Source organism: Enterobacter sp. Acro-832 (assembly GCF_011752745.1).
Classification (GTDB): domain Bacteria; phylum Pseudomonadota; class Gammaproteobacteria; order Enterobacterales; family Enterobacteriaceae; genus Enterobacter; species Enterobacter quasiroggenkampii.
In genome coordinates this window covers 17726-35719 of record NZ_VWWX01000010.1, presented here as the reverse complement: position 1 = coordinate 35719, position 17994 = coordinate 17726, and the positions used below count along the sequence as shown (strand labels likewise).

Annotated in this window: 16 protein-coding genes; 9 read left to right on the top strand and 7 right to left on the bottom strand. The window is 55.1% G+C overall.

Features of this window, described 5'->3' with window-relative positions; genetic code table 11:
- Positions 1-21 precede the first annotated feature (21 nt).
- The 5 genes from dtd to F3J31_RS21970 all read right to left on the bottom strand — a co-directional run bounded on the left by dtd (position 22) and on the right by F3J31_RS21970 (position 3223).
- On the bottom strand, positions 22-459 hold the full coding sequence (gene dtd, locus F3J31_RS21990; RefSeq protein WP_167215548.1) for a D-aminoacyl-tRNA deacylase: 438 nt from the start codon (positions 457-459) through the stop codon (positions 22-24).
- Positions 456-1337, bottom strand: coding sequence for a virulence factor BrkB family protein (locus F3J31_RS21985; protein ID WP_045909090.1), 882 nt, complete (start codon positions 1335-1337; stop codon positions 456-458). The genes dtd and F3J31_RS21985 overlap by 4 nt, the downstream gene beginning before the upstream one ends.
- The gene (gene yihX, locus F3J31_RS21980) at positions 1331-1930 is read right to left on the bottom strand and encodes a glucose-1-phosphatase (RefSeq protein ID WP_045909089.1); all 600 of its coding nucleotides are present in this window, start codon (positions 1928-1930) and stop codon (positions 1331-1333) included. Before yihX ends, F3J31_RS21985 begins: the two co-directional genes overlap by 7 nt.
- Positions 1931-2018: 88 nt before the next feature.
- A complete protein-coding gene (locus F3J31_RS21975) occupies positions 2019-2489 on the bottom strand; it encodes a hypothetical protein (protein WP_045909088.1) in 471 nt (156 codons plus the stop codon).
- Entirely contained in the window at positions 2486-3223 is a 738-nt protein-coding gene (locus F3J31_RS21970; RefSeq protein WP_126535047.1) for a winged helix-turn-helix domain-containing protein, read from the bottom strand. The genes F3J31_RS21975 and F3J31_RS21970 overlap by 4 nt, the downstream gene beginning before the upstream one ends.
- A gap of 547 nt (positions 3224-3770) precedes the next feature.
- Between F3J31_RS21970 and F3J31_RS21965 the strand changes: the two genes are divergently transcribed.
- Together F3J31_RS21965 and F3J31_RS21960 are read left to right on the top strand one after the other, a co-directional pair.
- Positions 3771-4388 (top strand): hypothetical protein, encoded by a 618-nt coding sequence (locus F3J31_RS21965; RefSeq protein WP_063622908.1) that lies wholly within the window; start codon positions 3771-3773, stop codon positions 4386-4388.
- Positions 4389-4459: 71 nt separating this feature from the next.
- Positions 4460-7336: an autotransporter outer membrane beta-barrel domain-containing protein gene (locus tag F3J31_RS21960; protein WP_167215544.1), complete on the top strand. Its 2877-nt coding sequence runs from the start codon at positions 4460-4462 to the stop codon at positions 7334-7336.
- Positions 7337-7376: 40 nt separating this feature from the next.
- Here F3J31_RS21960 and F3J31_RS21955 read toward each other — a convergent pair whose 3' ends face one another.
- Both F3J31_RS21955 and F3J31_RS21950 read right to left on the bottom strand, forming a co-directional pair.
- A complete protein-coding gene (locus F3J31_RS21955) occupies positions 7377-8171 on the bottom strand; it encodes a DeoR/GlpR family DNA-binding transcription regulator (RefSeq protein ID WP_069719770.1) in 795 nt (264 codons plus the stop codon).
- Between the two features lie 34 nt (positions 8172-8205).
- Positions 8206-9102: a sugar kinase gene (locus F3J31_RS21950; protein WP_167215541.1), complete on the bottom strand. Its 897-nt coding sequence runs from the start codon at positions 9100-9102 to the stop codon at positions 8206-8208.
- A 155-nt stretch (positions 9103-9257) separates the two neighbouring features.
- On the opposite strand from F3J31_RS21950, the gene yihU reads away from it, so the two are divergent.
- The 7 genes from yihU (at position 9258) to ompL (ending at position 17994) form a co-directional block, all read left to right on the top strand.
- Positions 9258-10148, top strand: coding sequence for a sulfolactaldehyde 3-reductase (gene yihU, locus F3J31_RS21945; RefSeq protein WP_069719769.1), 891 nt, complete (start codon positions 9258-9260; stop codon positions 10146-10148).
- 17 nt (positions 10149-10165) lie between these two features.
- On the top strand, positions 10166-11041 hold the full coding sequence (yihT, locus tag F3J31_RS21940) for a sulfofructosephosphate aldolase (RefSeq protein WP_167215538.1): 876 nt from the start codon (positions 10166-10168) through the stop codon (positions 11039-11041).
- Between the two features lie 14 nt (positions 11042-11055).
- The gene (gene yihS, locus F3J31_RS21935) at positions 11056-12297 is read left to right on the top strand and encodes a sulfoquinovose isomerase (protein ID WP_167215535.1); all 1242 of its coding nucleotides are present in this window, start codon (positions 11056-11058) and stop codon (positions 12295-12297) included.
- A gap of 16 nt (positions 12298-12313) precedes the next feature.
- A complete protein-coding gene (locus F3J31_RS21930) occupies positions 12314-14338 on the top strand; it encodes an alpha-glucosidase (protein ID WP_167215532.1) in 2025 nt (674 codons plus the stop codon).
- A 45-nt stretch (positions 14339-14383) separates the two neighbouring features.
- Positions 14384-15766 carry an MFS transporter gene (locus F3J31_RS21925; protein WP_111967911.1) on the top strand — a complete coding sequence of 461 codons (1383 nt, stop codon included), beginning with the start codon at positions 14384-14386 and terminating at the stop codon, positions 15764-15766.
- A 42-nt stretch (positions 15767-15808) separates the two neighbouring features.
- A complete protein-coding gene (locus F3J31_RS21920) occupies positions 15809-17233 on the top strand; it encodes an MFS transporter (RefSeq protein WP_063622900.1) in 1425 nt (474 codons plus the stop codon).
- A 74-nt stretch (positions 17234-17307) separates the two neighbouring features.
- Positions 17308-17994, top strand: a complete 687-nt coding sequence (gene ompL / locus F3J31_RS21915) for a porin OmpL (RefSeq protein ID WP_003861929.1) — start codon at positions 17308-17310, stop codon at positions 17992-17994.

The following is a 17994-nucleotide window of genomic DNA, read 5'->3' as shown; positions in this document are numbered from 1 at the left end:
GCGGCCATGCCGTAAGTATGCTCATACCTGGAGCCAGAATGTGACGGGGCCATCGTTCACCAGCGATACCTGCATATCTGCAGCGAATCGTCCGGTTTGCGTATTTATTTCCTGCTGGCGACAACGCTCAACAAAGTACTCATAAAGTGCTTCTGCACGATCCGGCGCGGCCCCTTTGGAGAAACTCGGGCGCATACCGCGCTCGGTATCCGCTGCCAGCGTAAACTGGGAAACCACCAGCACGCTGCCGCCTGCCTGCTGGACGTTCAGGTTCATTTTGCCTTCCGCATCGCTGAAAATACGGTAGCCCAGCACGCGCTCACATAAGCGGTTGGCTTTTTGTTCGTCATCATCCTTTTCGACACCTAACAACACCAAAAGTCCTGGGCCAATTTCACCCGTCACCTCTCCCTCCACGGTGACGCTGGCACGGGTTACGCGCTGTATCAATGCAATCATGGTTGGTCTGCTTCTTGTTGTTTTTCAGCTGCTGCTGCTTTTTTAAGTTCGCGGTATACACCGAGAGTGACAGTTATTTCAGCACCAAGCAAGACGATACACCAGGTCCAGTAGACCCAGACAAACAAAATGGGGATCACCGCCAGCACGCCGTAAATCAGCTGATAGGACGGAAACATAGTGATGTAGAGGGCAAACCCTTTCTTACCGAGCTCAAAGAGCAATGCCGCCACCAGCGCCCCCACGACCGCATCGCGGTTAGGCACGCGCGTGGTCGGCACGACGCTATAGAGCAGCCAGAACGAGAGCCACGACAGGATCAACGGAAAGATGCGAAGCACATTATCAATAGCGCCGTTTAAATCACTCGCCCAGCGCAGGGAGAGCAGATAAGAACTGATTGCCAGGCTCGCCCCGGCCAGCAGCGGTCCCAGCGTGAGGATCATCCAGTACACGGCAAAGGAATAGACCTTTGGCCGCGCTTTTTTACTCCGCCAGATCGTGTTTAGCGCGTTATCGATGGCATACATCAACAGCAGCGCGGTGACGATAAGACCGCACGCCCCCACTGCCGTCATCTTGCTGGAATTGGCAACAAACTGCTCAATGTAGTTCTGGATAACATCCCCGGTTGCCGGAATGAAATTCGCGAAGACAAAATGACGAAGCTGCACGCTGACGTCCGCAAACATCGGAAAGGCGGAGAACAGGGCAAAGATGACCGCCACCAGCGGCACTAACGAGAGCAATGACACGTAGGCGAGGTTACCCGCCAGCGTGGTCATATTGTCCTCATCAATCCGGTGCCAGAGCAGTTTCAGCCAGGCCCGCAGCGGGCGAGTATGGTGCGTGGCTTTTTGATGAACGGTTTTTAGCATAGCTGCTTCGCAAAGTAGTCAGGTATCGTCTCTTTTCCGGTCACCAGAATTGACGTAATACCCAACTGGTTAGCTCCCTCTATATTATCGGCGTTGTCATCGAAAAAGACCGCATCGGCCGCGGTGAATCCCTCTGCCTGCAGAACAGCCTGATAAATTCGCGCTTCAGGCTTACGCATCCCCATCTCCTGCGAGAGATAGATCTTATCCGCCGCCGCCTTAACTTCAGGGTACTCCTCAGGCCAGAACGTGGTGTGCAGACGGTTGGTGTTTGACAGCACAACGACCCGATGTCCCTGCTCGCGAAGCTTATGCATGATGTCGATCACCTCAGGCCGGATGGCGACAAATACGGCCTGCCAGCCGTGTGAAAACTGCTCGTAGCTTAACGGTAGATCCATCTCCTGACAGAAACGTTCAGCGAATTCTTCATCGCTGATCTCGCCGCGTTCATGCTGATGGAAGGTCTCACCCATCGCGAAATTTTGCTTTAACGTTGCCAGCGGCACGCGGCTAAAGTCGCTCCATGCACCCAACACGCGATTAAAATCGATATCGACGATGACGTTTCCTAAATCAAAGATATAAAGCATGTTTATCTCCTGCTCGCCGTGGAGAAGTAACTGTAGCGGGAATAAAGAGATTTGACTATGCGTGCGCTCTAAGGTGTGCGATCGATTTTTACGGCGCGTTTTTACGACAGTAAAGTGAAGGGACGTTTGACGCGGCAAAAAGCCAGGCCCCCCGGTACTCATCAATCATCAGGCTCAGGTCCCGACCCGGCGTACGGTAAAAGCCCGGTAATGTTGCGTTGATATCAGCCTCATCCGCATTATCGGCGAAGGTTTTAACAATACGATCGTTATTTAACACGCGCGCATTCTGATGGTAACTGTAGTGAAAATAGATGGTCCGGTTAACTTCAGACACCGTCTGACCAAATAATTTACCGTTAATGATGGTCGCGCCCTCCCGATGCTGCATTCGCCAGGAAACCGTACCCACAAATCGGTTTTTACCAATCGTCCATTCCACATTTCCCGTGCAGCGTATCGGCGTACTCGACAAATTCGAGTAAGCTAACCAGCCGCTGGTAATAACCGCCACCAGAATCGCCCCCAGCAAAATAATTCGGTTTCGAAGAGTCATCATTGCTCGTGTGCCCAAAAATAATGGGTGGTACAAAACGCGGCCGCGTCGCGTCGCGGATCCTTATTACAGGCAAACGCCGCGATTCGCTCCGTTTTACTGTAGCCAATGAGAAAAACGTATCGTTTTTCGGCACACAGGCCAGGGTTATTGTTTAACAAGCGCAAGTAATGGTCCTGCATAGGTTCGTTAGGCGCAAAAAAAAGCTGGCAGGCACTGCTGCCCGTAGAAAGTGGAATGTAGTGACTAAACGGCATGTTCTGGTGCTGTTTGTATAACATCCCCCCGTTGATAAGCGCGATCAGCAAAAGCGTTGCGGTCGTTATTATCAGCCAGGCCGGACTCTTCACCGCGGTGCTATCGGCAACGACTGCGTCTTTATTGGCTATTACCGGCTCAGCGCCTGGAATAAATCGTTCAACCTGGGTGGCTTCGGAAAGCATAAGCCCACGACGCGAAATCGTTTTTACCGTATCGCGCGGTAACCCCACCTCAGCCAGGGCGTTGCGTAATGTCAAAATAGCCTGATAAAAGGTATTCGGTGTGGTGACGTCATTGCGCTCACCCCATCCCACTATCATTAACTGATTTTGCGAAATTATTTCTCCGGGATGGGTGACGAGATAGAGAAAACAGAGGTTGGCAGGAAGCTGCAATTGTATCGAGCGCCCGGAAATATGATTTACCAGGGTTTTGTTTTCTGGATCATACTCGACCAATTTGTTAATGAGATACAATTTTCCTTTCCTCAGCAATAACAATACTTAACCATATACACCAAAAACACATACGTATATTTAACAAGAGTATAGGTCAGAAGGATCAGGACGCGATACCATTCCAACTAAGATTAAAAATAACACATTTATTTTCAATAGGTTAAGAGGTGTTTTTCTTAGGTTTTTCTCATCTAAAACGACATAATGAGATTTCATTACACTTCGCCAGACCAAATAATTATATTGAGCCACAACAAGAGAAAAGACGGTCGTTGCGGCAGATTAAAGAAACGAATCTTTAGCTTTTAGTGCTATTTCGTGAATCTTCCCCTGGGATTTTTTTTGTCGAATAATCTTAAGGGACTGATGAATATTCCTGGAATACGTCGACCAACGTATGTCCTTTCGCGATGGCTATGGCTTGACAGAATAGACATCACCAGGAATTTATATTCTTTATCACTATTTTTCATAAACAAGAGAGGGCCACTGGATATGTTTCAAGATTGACACATTTGCATGGCAGTGAAATATTGACGGTGAAAATAAGACAGGAGTGGACTGGATGATACCATCGTCGCATAAGGTTGTCCGCTGTATAAGCTGTGAATTGTCCTGTCAGTTATATCCAGATAACGCAGTACGTTCACAATATTGTGGAAACGCCTCGTTCGCAGTTTGGCCAGGTGATAACCATTTCCTGCAGATTGCAGTAGAAAATAAAATAGTGCGAGGAAACAAGAATCACTTATTACGCGGATTTATATTTGTAGACTTTTCGATGTACAACCTGCGCGCACTTGCCGATCCGCAATGGATTGAACGTCTGGCGAGAACTAACATGAACATTGTGATTATCTCAGACCGCAAGCTGGAAGCATTGGCCAATTATTTTCTCACTCACCGCAGTGAAATAAAGGGAGTTATTTATTCGGATGACAGTGACATTATATTAAAAGAAAAAATTAGCCATCTATTCACCGGGAGACGAGTGAATAGCAGACGCGGCAGTATCTTAAATGCTGTTGAATTCACGTTACTTAACAGATTTTTGTCAGGAGCGTGCCTTCAGGAGATTATAAAAACAGACGGCATTGATGTTAAAAAAATTTACGTCCATAAAATACGACTTGAGAGGAAGTTAGGTACCAGCATTCATAAAATTCTCGTTTCTATTTTGTAATTTCAACCTGTTTACCTACCCACATTTAATGGTGTGGAGGATGTTCTACGCCTGAAAGAAAGGGGGCAGTCATGCCATATTTAATGAAACACTCACCAGTCGCCGCTGCGATTTCGCTGGCGTTGTCGTCAGCGCTATTTACCGCACATGCAGCGGTAATAGATTTTTCTAATTTACCCGCTTCCGGAGCGGTAACGGATTTGCCTGCAGAAATACAGGCGATGATACCTGCAACGGCAAACACGAACTTTAGCAAAAATACCGGCGATCCTAACTATGTCTACCAGTACAGCGCCGGTAATATCCCGATCTACGGAGATGGGATCACCCTCGAAGGGCCTGGGGCGGAAGCCTTTGAGCATTCCGTTACCGTTATTCAGAACTCCACGTCCGGCAGTCCGGGGGTGATATTTGGTGACGATCTGACTATTCGCACCCAGTCAAAAGTGGCTGCCAATAATGGTAAAGACGTCGACGGTATTCGTACCCACGGTATGAACACGCCGGACAACCCGGTATTTATCATTACCGGCGATCGCACCCACATTTACGTTAATGGCCAAAGCGGTGACGGCATCAATGCCGGCTACAGCTCCTTCAGCCAGGGATCGCTTGGCTCCGCCAATATTTATGTGGGGGACGATCTCTATATCGAAACCACGGGCAGCACAGGGCGCGGGATTAGCGCCTATGCACTGAATGATGCGTCGAAGGCAAAAAATAACGTTATCGTCGGCGATCGTGCCCATATTGTGACGCGCGGTACCTACGCCGAAGGGATCCGCACCAACCAGAGCGGCTCTTACGTTCGTCTGGGAGATGAGGCGACCATCGAAACGTACGGCACATCGGCCTATGGCCTGTATGCGGGCTCTGCGTCAAAAATTGAGCTAGGCAAAAGCGCGACGATTACCACCGACGCGGCCAGTGCTTCCGGGGTTTATTCTACCGGCTCGTCAACTATCACCCTTGATGAAGGCGCCACTATCACGACCAACGGTGCCAGCGCGCATGGCGTCTATGCTTACACCGGTGCGGTGAATCTGGGAGATAACGTCACCATTGCGGTAAACAGCAGTGAGAAAACCAGCAGCTCTGCGCAAGCGCCGCACGGGATGTATGCCTGGTCACGCGGCGTGATAGCCCTCGCGGGTGGTGCAACCATTAGCACCGCAGGCCATCGCGACAACGGTAGCTATGCCCTGAACGCCAGTAACGGCGGGGTAATTGACGCGTCCGCTGGAGGCAAATTCATCCTCAACGGCGATGTCCTTTCCGCGGGCGGCGTTGCGGCCACCAGCACACTTCCGGCACAAAACAGTACCATTACGCTGACAATGGATGACAACTCCCTGTGGAATGGGGCGTCCTTCATTGAAAGCAACGCCGCGGGTACCGGTACTATCGCACTGACGATGAATGATGCCGTCTGGAATCTGCGCGACAGTTCCACGCTGACCAGCCTGACGCTGAATGCGGGCGGCACGATTAATTTTCAGCATGCAGAGGACGCGGCGTGGCAAACGCTGACCATCAAGGATGATTTTATCGGCAACGGCGGCAAGCTGGTTTTCAATACCGTCCTGTTTGACGACACTTCGGAAACGGACAAGCTGATTGTTGAAGGCAACACGTCCGGTCATACCGGGGTGGAAGTGAACAACATTGGCGGTACTGGCGCGCAAACCGTAGAAGGGATTGAAATTGTCAGCGTTGGCGGCAACTCTGACGGGACGTTTGAGAAGGCCAGCCGTATCGTGGCGGGCGGTTATGACTATAACGTGGTGCAAAAAGGTAAAAACTGGTTTCTGACCAGCCTCGCCGAGCCCGTTGATCCAGTTGACCCACCGGTCGACCCCGTAGACCCGCCTGTTGACCCCGTGGACCCACCAGTCGACCCGGTAGATCCGCCCGTTGACCCGGTGATTCCGCCGCAAGAGCCGGTCCCACCGCCTGCACCACCGAAAAGCGAGCATCAGTATCGCCCGGAATTTGGTAGCTATCTGGCAAACAGCTATGCGGCAAATACGCTGTTTATGACCCGCCTGCACGATCGTCTGGGTGAAACGCAGTACACCGACATGCTCACTGGCGAGCAGAAAGTGACGAGCCTGTGGATGCGTAACGTCGGCGGTCATACGCGTTTCAGAGATGGCAGCGGCCAGTTAAAAACCACCGCCAATCGCTACGTGCTGCAGTTGGGTGGCGATGTCGCCCAGTGGAGCACCGACGGTCTGGACCGTTGGCATCTTGGCCTGATGGCGGGCTACGGCAACAGTCAGAGCCGGAGCGCTTCCAGCCTGACCGGCTACCACTCACGCGGTGAAGTGAATGGCTATAGCGTCGGTCTGTACGGTACCTGGTACGCAAACGACGCGGATAAAAGTGGCACTTATGTTGATAGCTGGGTGCTGTATAACTGGTTCGACAATAAGGTGATGGGACAGGATCAGGCCACAGAGAACTATCGCTCCAGCGGCGTGACCGCCTCTGTAGAAGCAGGCTATAGCGTTAAGGTGGGCGAAAGCGGCCGCAACAGCTACTGGCTCCAGCCGAAAGCGCAGGCCGTTTGGATGGACGTGCAGGCTGACGACCATCGTGAGCGCAACGGCACGCGGGTGAAAGACGAGACTCAGGGCAACCTGATGACACGTCTCGGCGTGAAGGCCTACATCAGCGGACATAACGCAATTGACGACGGTAAATCACGGACCTTCCAGCCATTTATCGAAGCGAACTGGATCCACAACACCCAGACCACGCGTATCCGCATGGATGACGTTAGCAATGAGATGCGTGGTACGCGCAATATCGGTGAACTCAAGACAGGCGTAGAGGGGCAGATTACGCCGCAGCTTAGCGTATGGGGCAACGTGGCTCAGCAGATAGGCGACAAAGGCTACAGCGATACGCAGGGGATGCTGGGGGTGAAATACAGCTTTAAATAACAATGTTCAAGCCGCTGTTTACTCAGCGGCTTTTTTTGCTTCAGGCGATATCATCGCCGGTGCTGGCCAGGACGATTTCAACTTTACTGGATTTCAGATGATTTTGCAGAGCCGAGCCAGGCATCTCGTCAGTGAAGAGTGCAGTGGCCTGCGCCACGTTGCCAATTTCCACCGCAGCGGAGGCGGTAAATTTCGTATGATCGGCCGCTAAAAGAATGTGCCGGGAGTGGGCAATCATGGTTTTCACCACGCTGGCTTCATTGACGTCAAACTCCATCATCGCCCCGTCGTGCTCAATGGCTCCCACGCTCGTCACGAGATAATCCGCCCGAAAACCAGACACAAACGCCGTCGCCGCAGGCCCGATAATCCCGCCATTGTGCGGGCGCAGCGTGCCGCCCGGCACCATCACTTCAAAACGCGGGTTCTTATACAGAATGTGCGCCACCCGCAGGCTGTTGGTGATAATGCGCAGATGATTATGGTTCAGCAGCGCCCGGGCAACGTGCTCTACGGTCGTGCCGATGGTGATGAAGATGGTGGAGCCATCGGGAATATAGTCCGCAATGGCTTCGGCAATCGCTCGCTTCTCTTCGGTAAGCGAGACTTCGCGCTGTTCGAACGCCATGTTCACCACGCTGGATGCCCTGCCCGCCCCGCCATGATGACGCGTGATCAGTCCCTGCTCGCTCAGCTTGCGAATATCCCGGCGCACCGTTTGCGTGGAGACATCCAGCAGTTGCGCCAGTTCATCAATGTTCATATAGCCGCGATCGGCAATCAGCGTCAGCAGCTGATCGTGACGCGGGTTGCCGGTCAGTTCGGTAAGACTCATGGGCTGTCCTCTGAAAACCATCTCGCCCCGCATTTTATACAAAAAGTGACAAAAAAGAGCGGGTTTGATCACAGTCGGGTATACCTGCACGCCCACCGGGCTTCGTGCATTTCAGCGCTGCGACGGCACTGGCAAAGCGGACGGCGTCTGTAGTGGACGATTGTTGCCCCAGACTGAACGCCAGCGCGCCGTGGAAAACGTCGCCCGCCCCGGTGGTATCCACCACGTCCACCTCAAAGCCGGGCTGATGACGCAATGCGCCGTTTTCCAGCCAGAAGCAGCCGTCTCGCCCCTGAGTGACATACACATGTCCATTTGTGAGCGTTTGTGCTTTTTTCAGTGCATCTTCGGTTTTATCCAGCTGCGTTAAACGCCGCAGCCCCGGCGCGGAGAAGGCCGCGTGGTCGCTTAAGGTAATCAGCTCCGCAATATCCTGTGGGGTAACATCCGCATCCAGCAACGTCGGCACACCTTGCTTACGGGACAGGGTAAACGCCTGTTTCGCCCCGTCATGCCAGCGCACGTCTGCTAAAACAATATCCCACTGCGAGAAGTCGATTTCATGCAGCCAGTCTGCCGCCGCAGGGAGATCGGGGCTGGGGTAGTTGGCAATCACGCGTTCTCCGCCCGCGTCCACCAGCACCGCCGATTGTGACGATCGGGCACCCTTAAATACGCGGGTGTAACGGGTCTTCACCCCCAGGGATTCCAGCTCCGCGAGCAGCCGTCTGCCGGTATCGTCGTCCCCCACCCGGCCAATAAAATCCACTTCCGCGCCCAGTTTCGCCGCCGCCACAGCCGCAGTTGCCGCCGGGCCGCCCCCCACTTCCGTATAGTCCTTTGCGACATATTTCCCACCTTCCTTTGGTAAGTCATCGAGATACCAGATGCGATCCAGCACGGTAATACCGACACAAACGATGCGAGCCATGGTGATTCCTTCTGCGATTTCTGATGCTTTCATTTTAATTTCATCAAATGTTTAAAAAGTGACTCGTGTCAATTTTTTGACTATAAATTACAAATACGATCAAAAACAGACAACATAAACGCGCAAAAATTGACACGATGTGACAGGAGAGAGGCATGTCAGCAATCGCATTTATCGGTTTAGGACAGATGGGCGCGCCAATGGCGAAGAATCTGTTGAAACAAGGTCATCAGCTTCACGTCTTCGATGTGAACCCGCAGGCGGTTCAGGCGCTGGTAGAGAGTGGCGCACGGGCGGTGACAACACCCGCGCAGGCCGCCACGGACGCCGAATTCGTCATCACCATGCTGCCAAACGGCGACCTGGTACGCAGCGTGCTGTTTGGCGAAAACGGCGTGTGCGAAGGATTATCCCGCGACGCGCTAGTCATTGATATGTCCACCATACACCCACTGCAAACCGACGCGCTGATCCGCGACATGGCTGAACGCGGCTTCAGCCTGATGGATGTGCCTGTCGGACGCACCTCAGATCATGCCATCGCCGGCACGCTGCTCCTGCTGGCAGGCGGCACGGCGCAGCAAATTGAGCGCGCCACTCCGGTCTTAATGGCGATGGGCAATGAGCTGATTAATGCCGGCGGGCCGGGCATGGGCATCCGCGTGAAGCTTATCAATAACTACATGAGCATTGCCCTGAACGCTCTCTCGGCGGAGGCGGCCGTGCTGTGTGAAGCACTGGGGCTCTCATTTGATGTGGCGCTGAAGGTCATGAGCGGTACGCCTGCGGGTAAAGGCCACTTCACGACCTCATGGCCGAACAAGGTGTTGAAAGGGGATCTTTCACCCGCCTTCATGATCGACCTTGCGCATAAAGATCTGGGGATCGCCCTCGACGTGGCTAACCAACTCCATGTTCCGATGCCGCTGGGCGCGGCCTCCCGCGAGGTTTACAACCAGGCACGCGCCGCCGGGCGCGGGCGCGAGGACTGGACAGCCATTCTTGAACAGGTTCGCGCATCTGCCGGGCTGAAAAAAACACTCTGATACGAAAGGACTGAGGAATGACGATGTACACCCTGAAAGATATCACCCGACCTTCCGGCGGTTTTGCGATGCTGGCCGTGGATCAGCGCGAAGCGATGCGCCTGATGTTTGCTGCAGCAGGCGCGCCGGTTCCGGTAACCGACCAGCACCTGACGGATTTTAAGGTCAACGCGGCAAAAATTCTGTCACCGTACGCCTCTGCCATTCTCGTCGACCAGCAGTTCTGCTATCGCCAGATTGTCGAGCAGCAGGCCGTAGCTAAAAGCTGCGCAATGATTGTGGCCGCCGACGAGTTTATCCCGGGGAATGGTCTTCCGGTCGACAGCGTAGTGATCGACAAGAACGTCGACGCGCAGGCGGTCAAACGCGATGGCGGCAAAGCACTGAAGCTGCTGGTGCTGTGGCGCAGCGATGAAGATCCGCAGCAGCGCCTTGAGATGGTGAAGGCGTTCAACACGCTGTGCCACGATAACGGTCTGCTGAGCATTATCGAGCCGGTGGTGCGTCCGCCGCGTCGCGGTGCCGCGTTTAACCGCGAACAGGCGATTATCGACGCGGCCAAAGAGCTGGGCGACAGCGGTGCCGACCTCTACAAAGTGGAGATGCCGCTGTTTGGCAAGGGCACGCAGCAGGCGCTGCTGGCAGCCTCGCAGAAGCTGAATGAGAACATCGCCATGCCGTGGGTGATCCTCTCGTCCGGCGTGGACGATAAGTTATTCCCGCGCGCCGTAAGCGTCGCCATGCAGGCGGGGGCCTCAGGCTTTTTAGCCGGTCGTGCCGTCTGGTCCTCTGTGATTGGCCTGCCGGACACCGAGCTGATGCTGCGTGATATCTCCGTCCCCAAACTTCAGCGTCTGGGTGAGATCGTCGACGAAATGATGGCTCGCCGTTAAGAAAGGACCCGAACATGAAATGGTTTAACACCCTGAGCCATAATCGCTGGCTCGAACAAGAGACCGACCGCATTCTCGATTTCGGTAAAAATGCCGCCGTACCGACCGGCTTTGGCTGGCTGGGCAATAACGGCCAGGTGCGTAGAGATATGGGCACGCATCTGTGGATCACCGCGCGTATGCTGCACGTTTACGCGGTGGCGGCGAACATGGGGCGTCCCGGTGCGTATGCCCTGGTTGAGCACGGTATTAATGCCCTGAATGGCCCGCTGCGCGACAAGCAGCACGGCGGCTGGTACGCCTGCGTTAACGATGAAGGCGTGATTGATGCGTCCAAGCAGGGCTATCAGCACTTCTTCGTCCTGCTGGGCGCGGCGAGCGCCGTGACCACGGGTCACCCGCAGGCACGTAAGTTGCTGGACGATGCCATCGAGGTGATTGAGCGCTACTTCTGGAGCGAACAGGAGCAAATGTGCCTGGAGTCATGGGATGAAGCATTCAGCAAAACGGAAGACTATCGCGGCGGTAACGCCAACATGCACGCCGTAGAAGCCTTCCTGATCGTTTATGACGTGACCCACGACCGTAAATGGCTCGACCGCGCCCTGCGCATCGCGTCGGTGATTATTCACGACGTAGCGCGCAAAGGGGAGTACCGCGTTAACGAACATTTCGACACCAGCTGGAACCCGATCCGCGACTACAACATTGATAACCCCGCCCACCGCTTCCGCGCCTACGGCGGCACGCCGGGGCACTGGATTGAGTGGGGCCGCCTGATGCTGCACCTGCGCGCCGCCTTAGAAGCGCGCTTTGAAACCCCGCCAGATTGGCTTCTGGAAGATGCGAAAGGACTGTTCCACGCCACCATCCGCGACGCCTGGGCACCCGACGGGGCCGATGGATTTGTCTACTCCGTGGGCTGGGACGGCAAGCCTATTGTGCGTGAACGCGTGCGCTGGCCAATCGTCGAGGCGATGGGCACGGCCTATGCCCTCTATACCGTGACCGGCGAAGCGCAGTACGAGGCCTGGTATCAGAAGTGGTGGGATTACTGCATCAAGTACCTGATGGATTACGAAAACGGTTCCTGGTGGCAGGAGCTGGACACCAATAACGAAGTGACGACCAAAGTCTGGGACGGCAAGCAGGATATTTACCACCTGCTGCACTGCCTGGTGATCCCCCGCCTGCCGCTGGCGCCGGGCTTAGCGCCTGCCGTCGCCGCCGGATTACTGGACAGCCAGGCCAAATAATTAAGACGGAGTTTTTATGCGTACCCTACACAATATTGACCTGAAAAATAACGAAACTGGCTTCACCCTGCGCTGGCAGGACCGTCTGATTTTATCCCACTCTGCGGATGCCCCTTGCCTGTGGATTGGCGCAGGTGAGGCGGATATCGAGATGTTTCGCGGCAACTTCAGCATCAAAGACAAGCTCAACGAAAAGATTGCCCTGACGAACGCGACCGTCACGCAGCAAAGCGCGGGCTGGGCAATCCGCTTTACCCGCGGCGACGCGGTGAGCGCGACGCTGATGGTGGGCGTGGATGCGGAAGGCCGTCTGGAGTTGAAGCTGAAAAATGACGCCGCCAGCCATAACCGCATCTGGCTGCGGCTGGCAGCACAGCCTGACGATCATATCTACGGCTGCGGCGAGCAGTTCTCTTACTTCGATCTGCGCGGCAAGCCGTTCCCGCTGTGGACCAGCGAGCAGGGTGTGGGCCGTAACAAGCAGACCTACGTCACCTGGCAGGCCGACTGCAAAGAGAATGCGGGCGGCGACTACTACTGGACCTTCTTCCCACAGCCTACCTTCGTGAGCACCCAGAAGTACTACTGCCACGTGGATAACAGCTGCTATATGAACTTTGACTTCAGCGCGCCGGACTTCCACGAGCTGGCGTTCTGGGAAGATAACGCCACGCTGCGCTTCGAATGTGCGAAAACGTATGTCGATCTACTGGAAAAACTGACCGGACTGCTGGGGCGTCAGCCAGAGCTACCGGACTGGGTGTACGACGGCGTGACGCTGGGCATTCAGGGCGGCACCGAGGTGTGTCAGCAGAAGCTCGACACCATGCGTAACGGCGGCGTAAAGGTGAACGGCATCTGGGCGCAGGACTGGTCCGGTATCCGCATGACCTCCTTCGGCAAGCGCGTGATGTGGAACTGGAAGTGGAACAGCGCGCTCTATCCGCAGCTTGATGCGCGGATTGCGAAGTGGAAACAGGAAGGCGTGCAGTTCCTCTCCTATATCAACCCGTACGTCGCCAGCGATAAAGATCTCTGCGAAGAGGCGTCGAAGCGCGGCTATCTGACCAAAAACGCCGACGGCAAGGACTACCACGTTGAGTTCGGGGAATTCTACGCGGGCGTTATCGACCTGACCAACCCGGAAGCCTACGACTGGTACAAAGAGGTCATCAAAAAGAACCTGATCGAGCTGGGCTGCGGCGGCTGGATGGCAGATTTCGGGGAGTACCTGCCGACCGACACCTTCCTGCATAACGGCGTGAGCGCGGAGATCATGCATAACGCCTGGCCTGCCCTGTGGGCCAAATGTAACTACGAGGCGCTGGAAGAGACCGGCAAGCTCGGCGAGATCCTGTTCTTCATGCGCGCGGGCTACACCGGCAGCCAGAAGCACTCGGTGATGATGTGGGCGGGGGATCAGAATGTCGACTGGAGCCTGGACGACGGTCTGGCATCCGTCATCCCTGCGGCGTTGTCGCTGGCGATGACCGGGCACGGCCTGCATCACAGCGACATCGGCGGCTATACCACGCTGTTCGAGATGAAGCGCAGCAAAGAGCTGCTGCTGCGCTGGTGCGACTTCAGCGCCTTTACGCCGATGATGCGTACCCATGAGGGCAACCGTCCAGGCGATAACTGGCAGTTTGACGGCGACGCGGAAACCATCGCGCACTTCGCGCGCATGACCACCGTCTTCACCACCCTGAAGCCGTATATCAAAGCCGCCGTCGCGCAGAACGCAAAAAGCGGCCTGCCGGTGATGCGTCCGCTGTTCCTGCACTACGAGGACGATGCGCACGCCTACACGCTGAAATACCAGTACCTGTTTGGCCGCGACCTGCTGGTGGCGCCGGTTTATGAAGAGGGGCGCCGCGACTGGTCGCTCTATCTGCCGCAGGACAGCTGGGTGAATGCGTGGACCGGGGAAACCTGCCAGGGCGGTGACGTGACCGTTGATGCCCCGCTCGGCAAGCCGCCGGTCTTCTACCGCCAACACAGCGAATGGGCAGATCTGTTTAGCACCTTACGTGATATCTGATAAGGCTCGCCCGCAGGGAAACCTGCGGGCAGACGGAGAACAATAATGAGTCAACATACTTCCGATCCGGCAACCCTACGCCTGCCGTTTAAAGAAAAACTCGCCTACGGGATGGGCGATCTCGGCTCAAACATCCTGCTGGATATCGGCACGCTCTATTTGCTGAAGTTTTATACTGATGTTCTGGGGCTGCCAGGTACCTACGGCGGAATCATCTTCCTGATTGCGAAGTTCTTTACCGCCTTCACCGATATGGGCACCGGGATCATGCTCGACTCCCGGCGCAAGATCGGCCCGAAAGGAAAATTCCGCCCGTTTGTGCTCTATGCAGCGTTCCCGGTGACCTTACTGGCGATTGCCAACTTCGTCGGCACGCCGTTTGAAATCACCGGTAAAACGGTGATGGCGACGGTGCTGTTCATGCTGTACGGCCTGTTCTTCAGCATGATGAACTGCTCCTACGGCGCGATGGTGCCCGCCATTACCAAAAACCCGGACGAGCGCGCCTCGCTGGCCGCCTGGCGTCAGGGCGGCGCTACGCTGGGCCTGCTGCTCTGTACCGTGGGTTTTGTTCCGGTGATGAACCTGATTGAAGGCAATGACCAGCTTGGCTACATCTTTGCCGCCACCCTCTTCTCGCTGTTCGGGCTGTTTTTTATGTGGTGGTGCTACAAGGGGGTGACCGAGCGTTACGTCGAGGCGCAGCCCGCTAACCCGGCGCAAAAACCGGGGCTGCTGCAGTCGTTCCGCGCCATCGCCGGGAACCGTCCGCTGTTTATCCTGTGCATCGCGAACCTGTGCACGCTGGGCGCCTTTAACGTCAAACTTGCCATTCAGGTCTACTACACGCAGTACGTGCTGAACGACCCAATCCTGCTGTCGTACATGGGCTTCTTCAGCATGGGCTGCATTTTTATCGGCGTCTTTATGATGCCCGGCGCGGTGCGGCGCTTCGGCAAGAAAAAAGTCTACATCAGCGGGCTGACGATTTGGGTGGCGGGCGATCTGCTCAACTACTTCTTCGGCGGCGGCTCGGTGAGCTTTGTGGCGTTCTCCTGCCTGGCGTTCTTCGGCTCCGCGTTTGTGAACAGCCTGAACTGGGCGCTGGTGTCCGATACCGTGGAGTACGGCGAGTGGCGCACCGGCGTGCGCTCCGAAGGGACGGTCTACACCGGCTTTACCTTCTTCAGGAAGGTATCCCAGGCGCTGGCAGGCTTCTTCCCGGGGATCATGCTCACGCAGATCGGCTACGTGCCCAACGTGGTGCAAAGCGCCGGGACGGTTGAAGGGCTGCGGCAGCTGATATTTATCTACCCGAGCCTGCTGGCGGTCATTACCATCGTGGCGATGGGCTGCTTCTATAACCTCAACGAGAAGATGTATGTGCGCATCGTCGAAGAAATCGAACTGCGCAAACGTACGGCATAATGACGTGATAGAGCGCCCTGCGGGGCGCTCTGAGGATCGACCATGACACATAACACTGATCCGTTAACCCTGAAATTGAGCCTGCGAGAGAAGTGCGCCTACGGGATGGGCGATTTTGGCTCGAACCTGATGCTGTGTATTGGCACGCTGTATTTGCTGAAGTTTTATACAGACGAACTGGGCATGCCGGCGTTCTACGGTGGCATTATTTTCCTGGTGGCGAAGTTTTTTACCGCGTTTACCGACATGCTAACCGGCGTACTGCTCGATTCCCGGCGTCACATCGGTGCAAGAGGAAAATTCCGGCCCTTCATTCTTTACGCCTCCGTGCCGGTGGCGCTGGTCGCGACGGCGCAGTTTATGGCCAACGACTTTAGCCTGACGGTGAAAACGGCGCTCGCCACCGTGCTCTTCATGATGTTTGGCCTCTGCTACAGCCTGATGAACTGCGCCTACGGTGCGATGGTCCCGGCCATCACCAAAAACCCGAACGAGCGCGCGCAGCTGGCGGCCTGGCGTCAGGGCGGCGCAACGGTGGGGCTGTTACTCTGCACCGTCGGCTTTATGCCCATTCAGGCGCTGTTCGTCCACCAACCCTCCCTCGGCTATCTGGTGGCCGCGCTGGTGTTCGTCACTGGCGGTCTGTTCTGCATGTGGTGGTGCTACAGCGGAGTTAAAGAACGCTACGTGGAGCTCACACCCGATCATCATAAGCCCGGCATTCTGAAATCGTTCTGTGCGATTTTCCGCAATCCGCCGCTGCTGGTGCTGTGCATCGCCAACCTGTGTACCCTCGCCGCGTTTAACATCAAGCTAGCGATTCAGGTCTATTACACCCAGTACGTGCTGAACGATCTGCATCTGCTGTCGTGGATGGGCTTTTTCAGCATGGGCTGCATCCTGATTGGCGTGTTTCTGGTGCCCGGCGCAGTAAAGCGCTTTGGCAAGAAACCGGTCTATCTGGGTGGCCTGGCGCTGTGGGCAGTGGGCGACGTGCTGAATTTCTTCTGGGGGACCAGCTCCCTGCTGTTCGTGCTGTTTTCCTGCATGGCCTTCTTCGGCACCGCGTTTGTGAACAGCCTGAACTGGGCGCTGGTGCCGGATACCGTCGATTACGGCGAGTGGAAAACCGGCATTCGCGCCGAAGGGTCGGTGTATACCGGCTATACCTTCTCGCGCAAAATCTCCGCTGCGCTCGCCGGTTTCCTGCCCGGCATCATGCTGACCCAGATTGGCTACGTTCCCCATGCCGTGCAGAGCGCGGGCACGCTGCTTGGATTGCGTCAGCTTATTTTCCTCTGGCCGTGCGGCCTGGCGATTGTTGCTGCCGTGACCATGGGGCTGTTTTATAAACTCAACGAAGCGCGCTTCGCCTTTATTATCGAGGAGATTGGAAAACGGAAGAAACAAACCGCGAATACCCCTGAGATAACCACCAACAATAAAGCGTCAGCAGTCACTTTATAACAATAAATCCGGCCACTATGTCCTTCCTGTTTATCAGGAGGGAGGCCTTTCTGTACCTGATACATGGACAAATTATGAAAAGAATCATCACTGTACTGATCGTGTCGTCTGTGTCCTGCCCGGTATTTGCCGGGGCCTATGTCGAAACCCGCGAAGCCTACAATACGGCCTCAGAGCTGCACGAGGTGATCCTGCGTGCGGGCTATAACTTCGATATGGGCGCGGGACTGATGTTCACCAACGCCTATAACGTAGGTAAATGGGATGAACTTAAGCACAGCTATAACGAAATCGAGGGGTGGTATCCGCTCTTTAAGCCGACCGACAAACTCACCTTCCAGCCCGGTGGATTGATTAACGACAGCAGCGCAGGGTCCGGCGGTGCGGTTTATTTAGATACCAACTACAAATTTACAGACTGGTTTAATCTGACGTTCCGCTATCGCTATAACCATAACAACTACGATACGCCGGACTATAACGGGCAGATGGATAAGAATGACACGCACGAATTTGCCAACTACTGGAATTTCAAAGTGACGGATGCGTTTTTCTACACCTTTGAACCGCACTTTTTCCAGCGGGTGAATGATTACCACAGCAAAAATGGCAAAGATCATCACTGGGAAATTACCAACAAGTTCAGCTATAAAATCGACAGAAACTGGCTGCCGTACCTCGAACTGCAGTGGCTGGACAGGTGGAATGATTACAACCGGGAGCAGTACCGGATCCGTTTAGGGTTACGGTATTCGTTCTAA

Coding starts and splice junctions, on each gene's coding strand:
- dtd (WP_167215548.1), bottom strand. CDS start 459: ATGATTGCATTGATACAGCGCGTAACCCGTGCCAGCGTCACCGTGGAG.
- F3J31_RS21985 (WP_045909090.1), bottom strand. CDS start 1,337: ATGCTAAAAACCGTTCATCAAAAAGCCACGCACCATACTCGCCCGCTG.
- yihX (WP_045909089.1), bottom strand. CDS start 1,930: ATGCTTTATATCTTTGATTTAGGAAACGTCATCGTCGATATCGATTTT.
- F3J31_RS21975 (WP_045909088.1), bottom strand. CDS start 2,489: ATGATGACTCTTCGAAACCGAATTATTTTGCTGGGGGCGATTCTGGTG.
- F3J31_RS21965 (WP_063622908.1), top strand. CDS start 3,771: ATGATACCATCGTCGCATAAGGTTGTCCGCTGTATAAGCTGTGAATTG.
- F3J31_RS21960 (WP_167215544.1), top strand. CDS start 4,460: ATGCCATATTTAATGAAACACTCACCAGTCGCCGCTGCGATTTCGCTG.
- F3J31_RS21955 (WP_069719770.1), bottom strand. CDS start 8,171: ATGAGTCTTACCGAACTGACCGGCAACCCGCGTCACGATCAGCTGCTG.
- F3J31_RS21950 (WP_167215541.1), bottom strand. CDS start 9,102: ATGGCTCGCATCGTTTGTGTCGGTATTACCGTGCTGGATCGCATCTGG.
- yihU (WP_069719769.1), top strand. CDS start 9,258: ATGTCAGCAATCGCATTTATCGGTTTAGGACAGATGGGCGCGCCAATG.
- yihT (WP_167215538.1), top strand. CDS start 10,166: ATGACGATGTACACCCTGAAAGATATCACCCGACCTTCCGGCGGTTTT.
- yihS (WP_167215535.1), top strand. CDS start 11,056: ATGAAATGGTTTAACACCCTGAGCCATAATCGCTGGCTCGAACAAGAG.
- F3J31_RS21930 (WP_167215532.1), top strand. CDS start 12,314: ATGCGTACCCTACACAATATTGACCTGAAAAATAACGAAACTGGCTTC.
- F3J31_RS21925 (WP_111967911.1), top strand. CDS start 14,384: ATGAGTCAACATACTTCCGATCCGGCAACCCTACGCCTGCCGTTTAAA.
- F3J31_RS21920 (WP_063622900.1), top strand. CDS start 15,809: ATGACACATAACACTGATCCGTTAACCCTGAAATTGAGCCTGCGAGAG.
- ompL (WP_003861929.1), top strand. CDS start 17,308: ATGAAAAGAATCATCACTGTACTGATCGTGTCGTCTGTGTCCTGCCCG.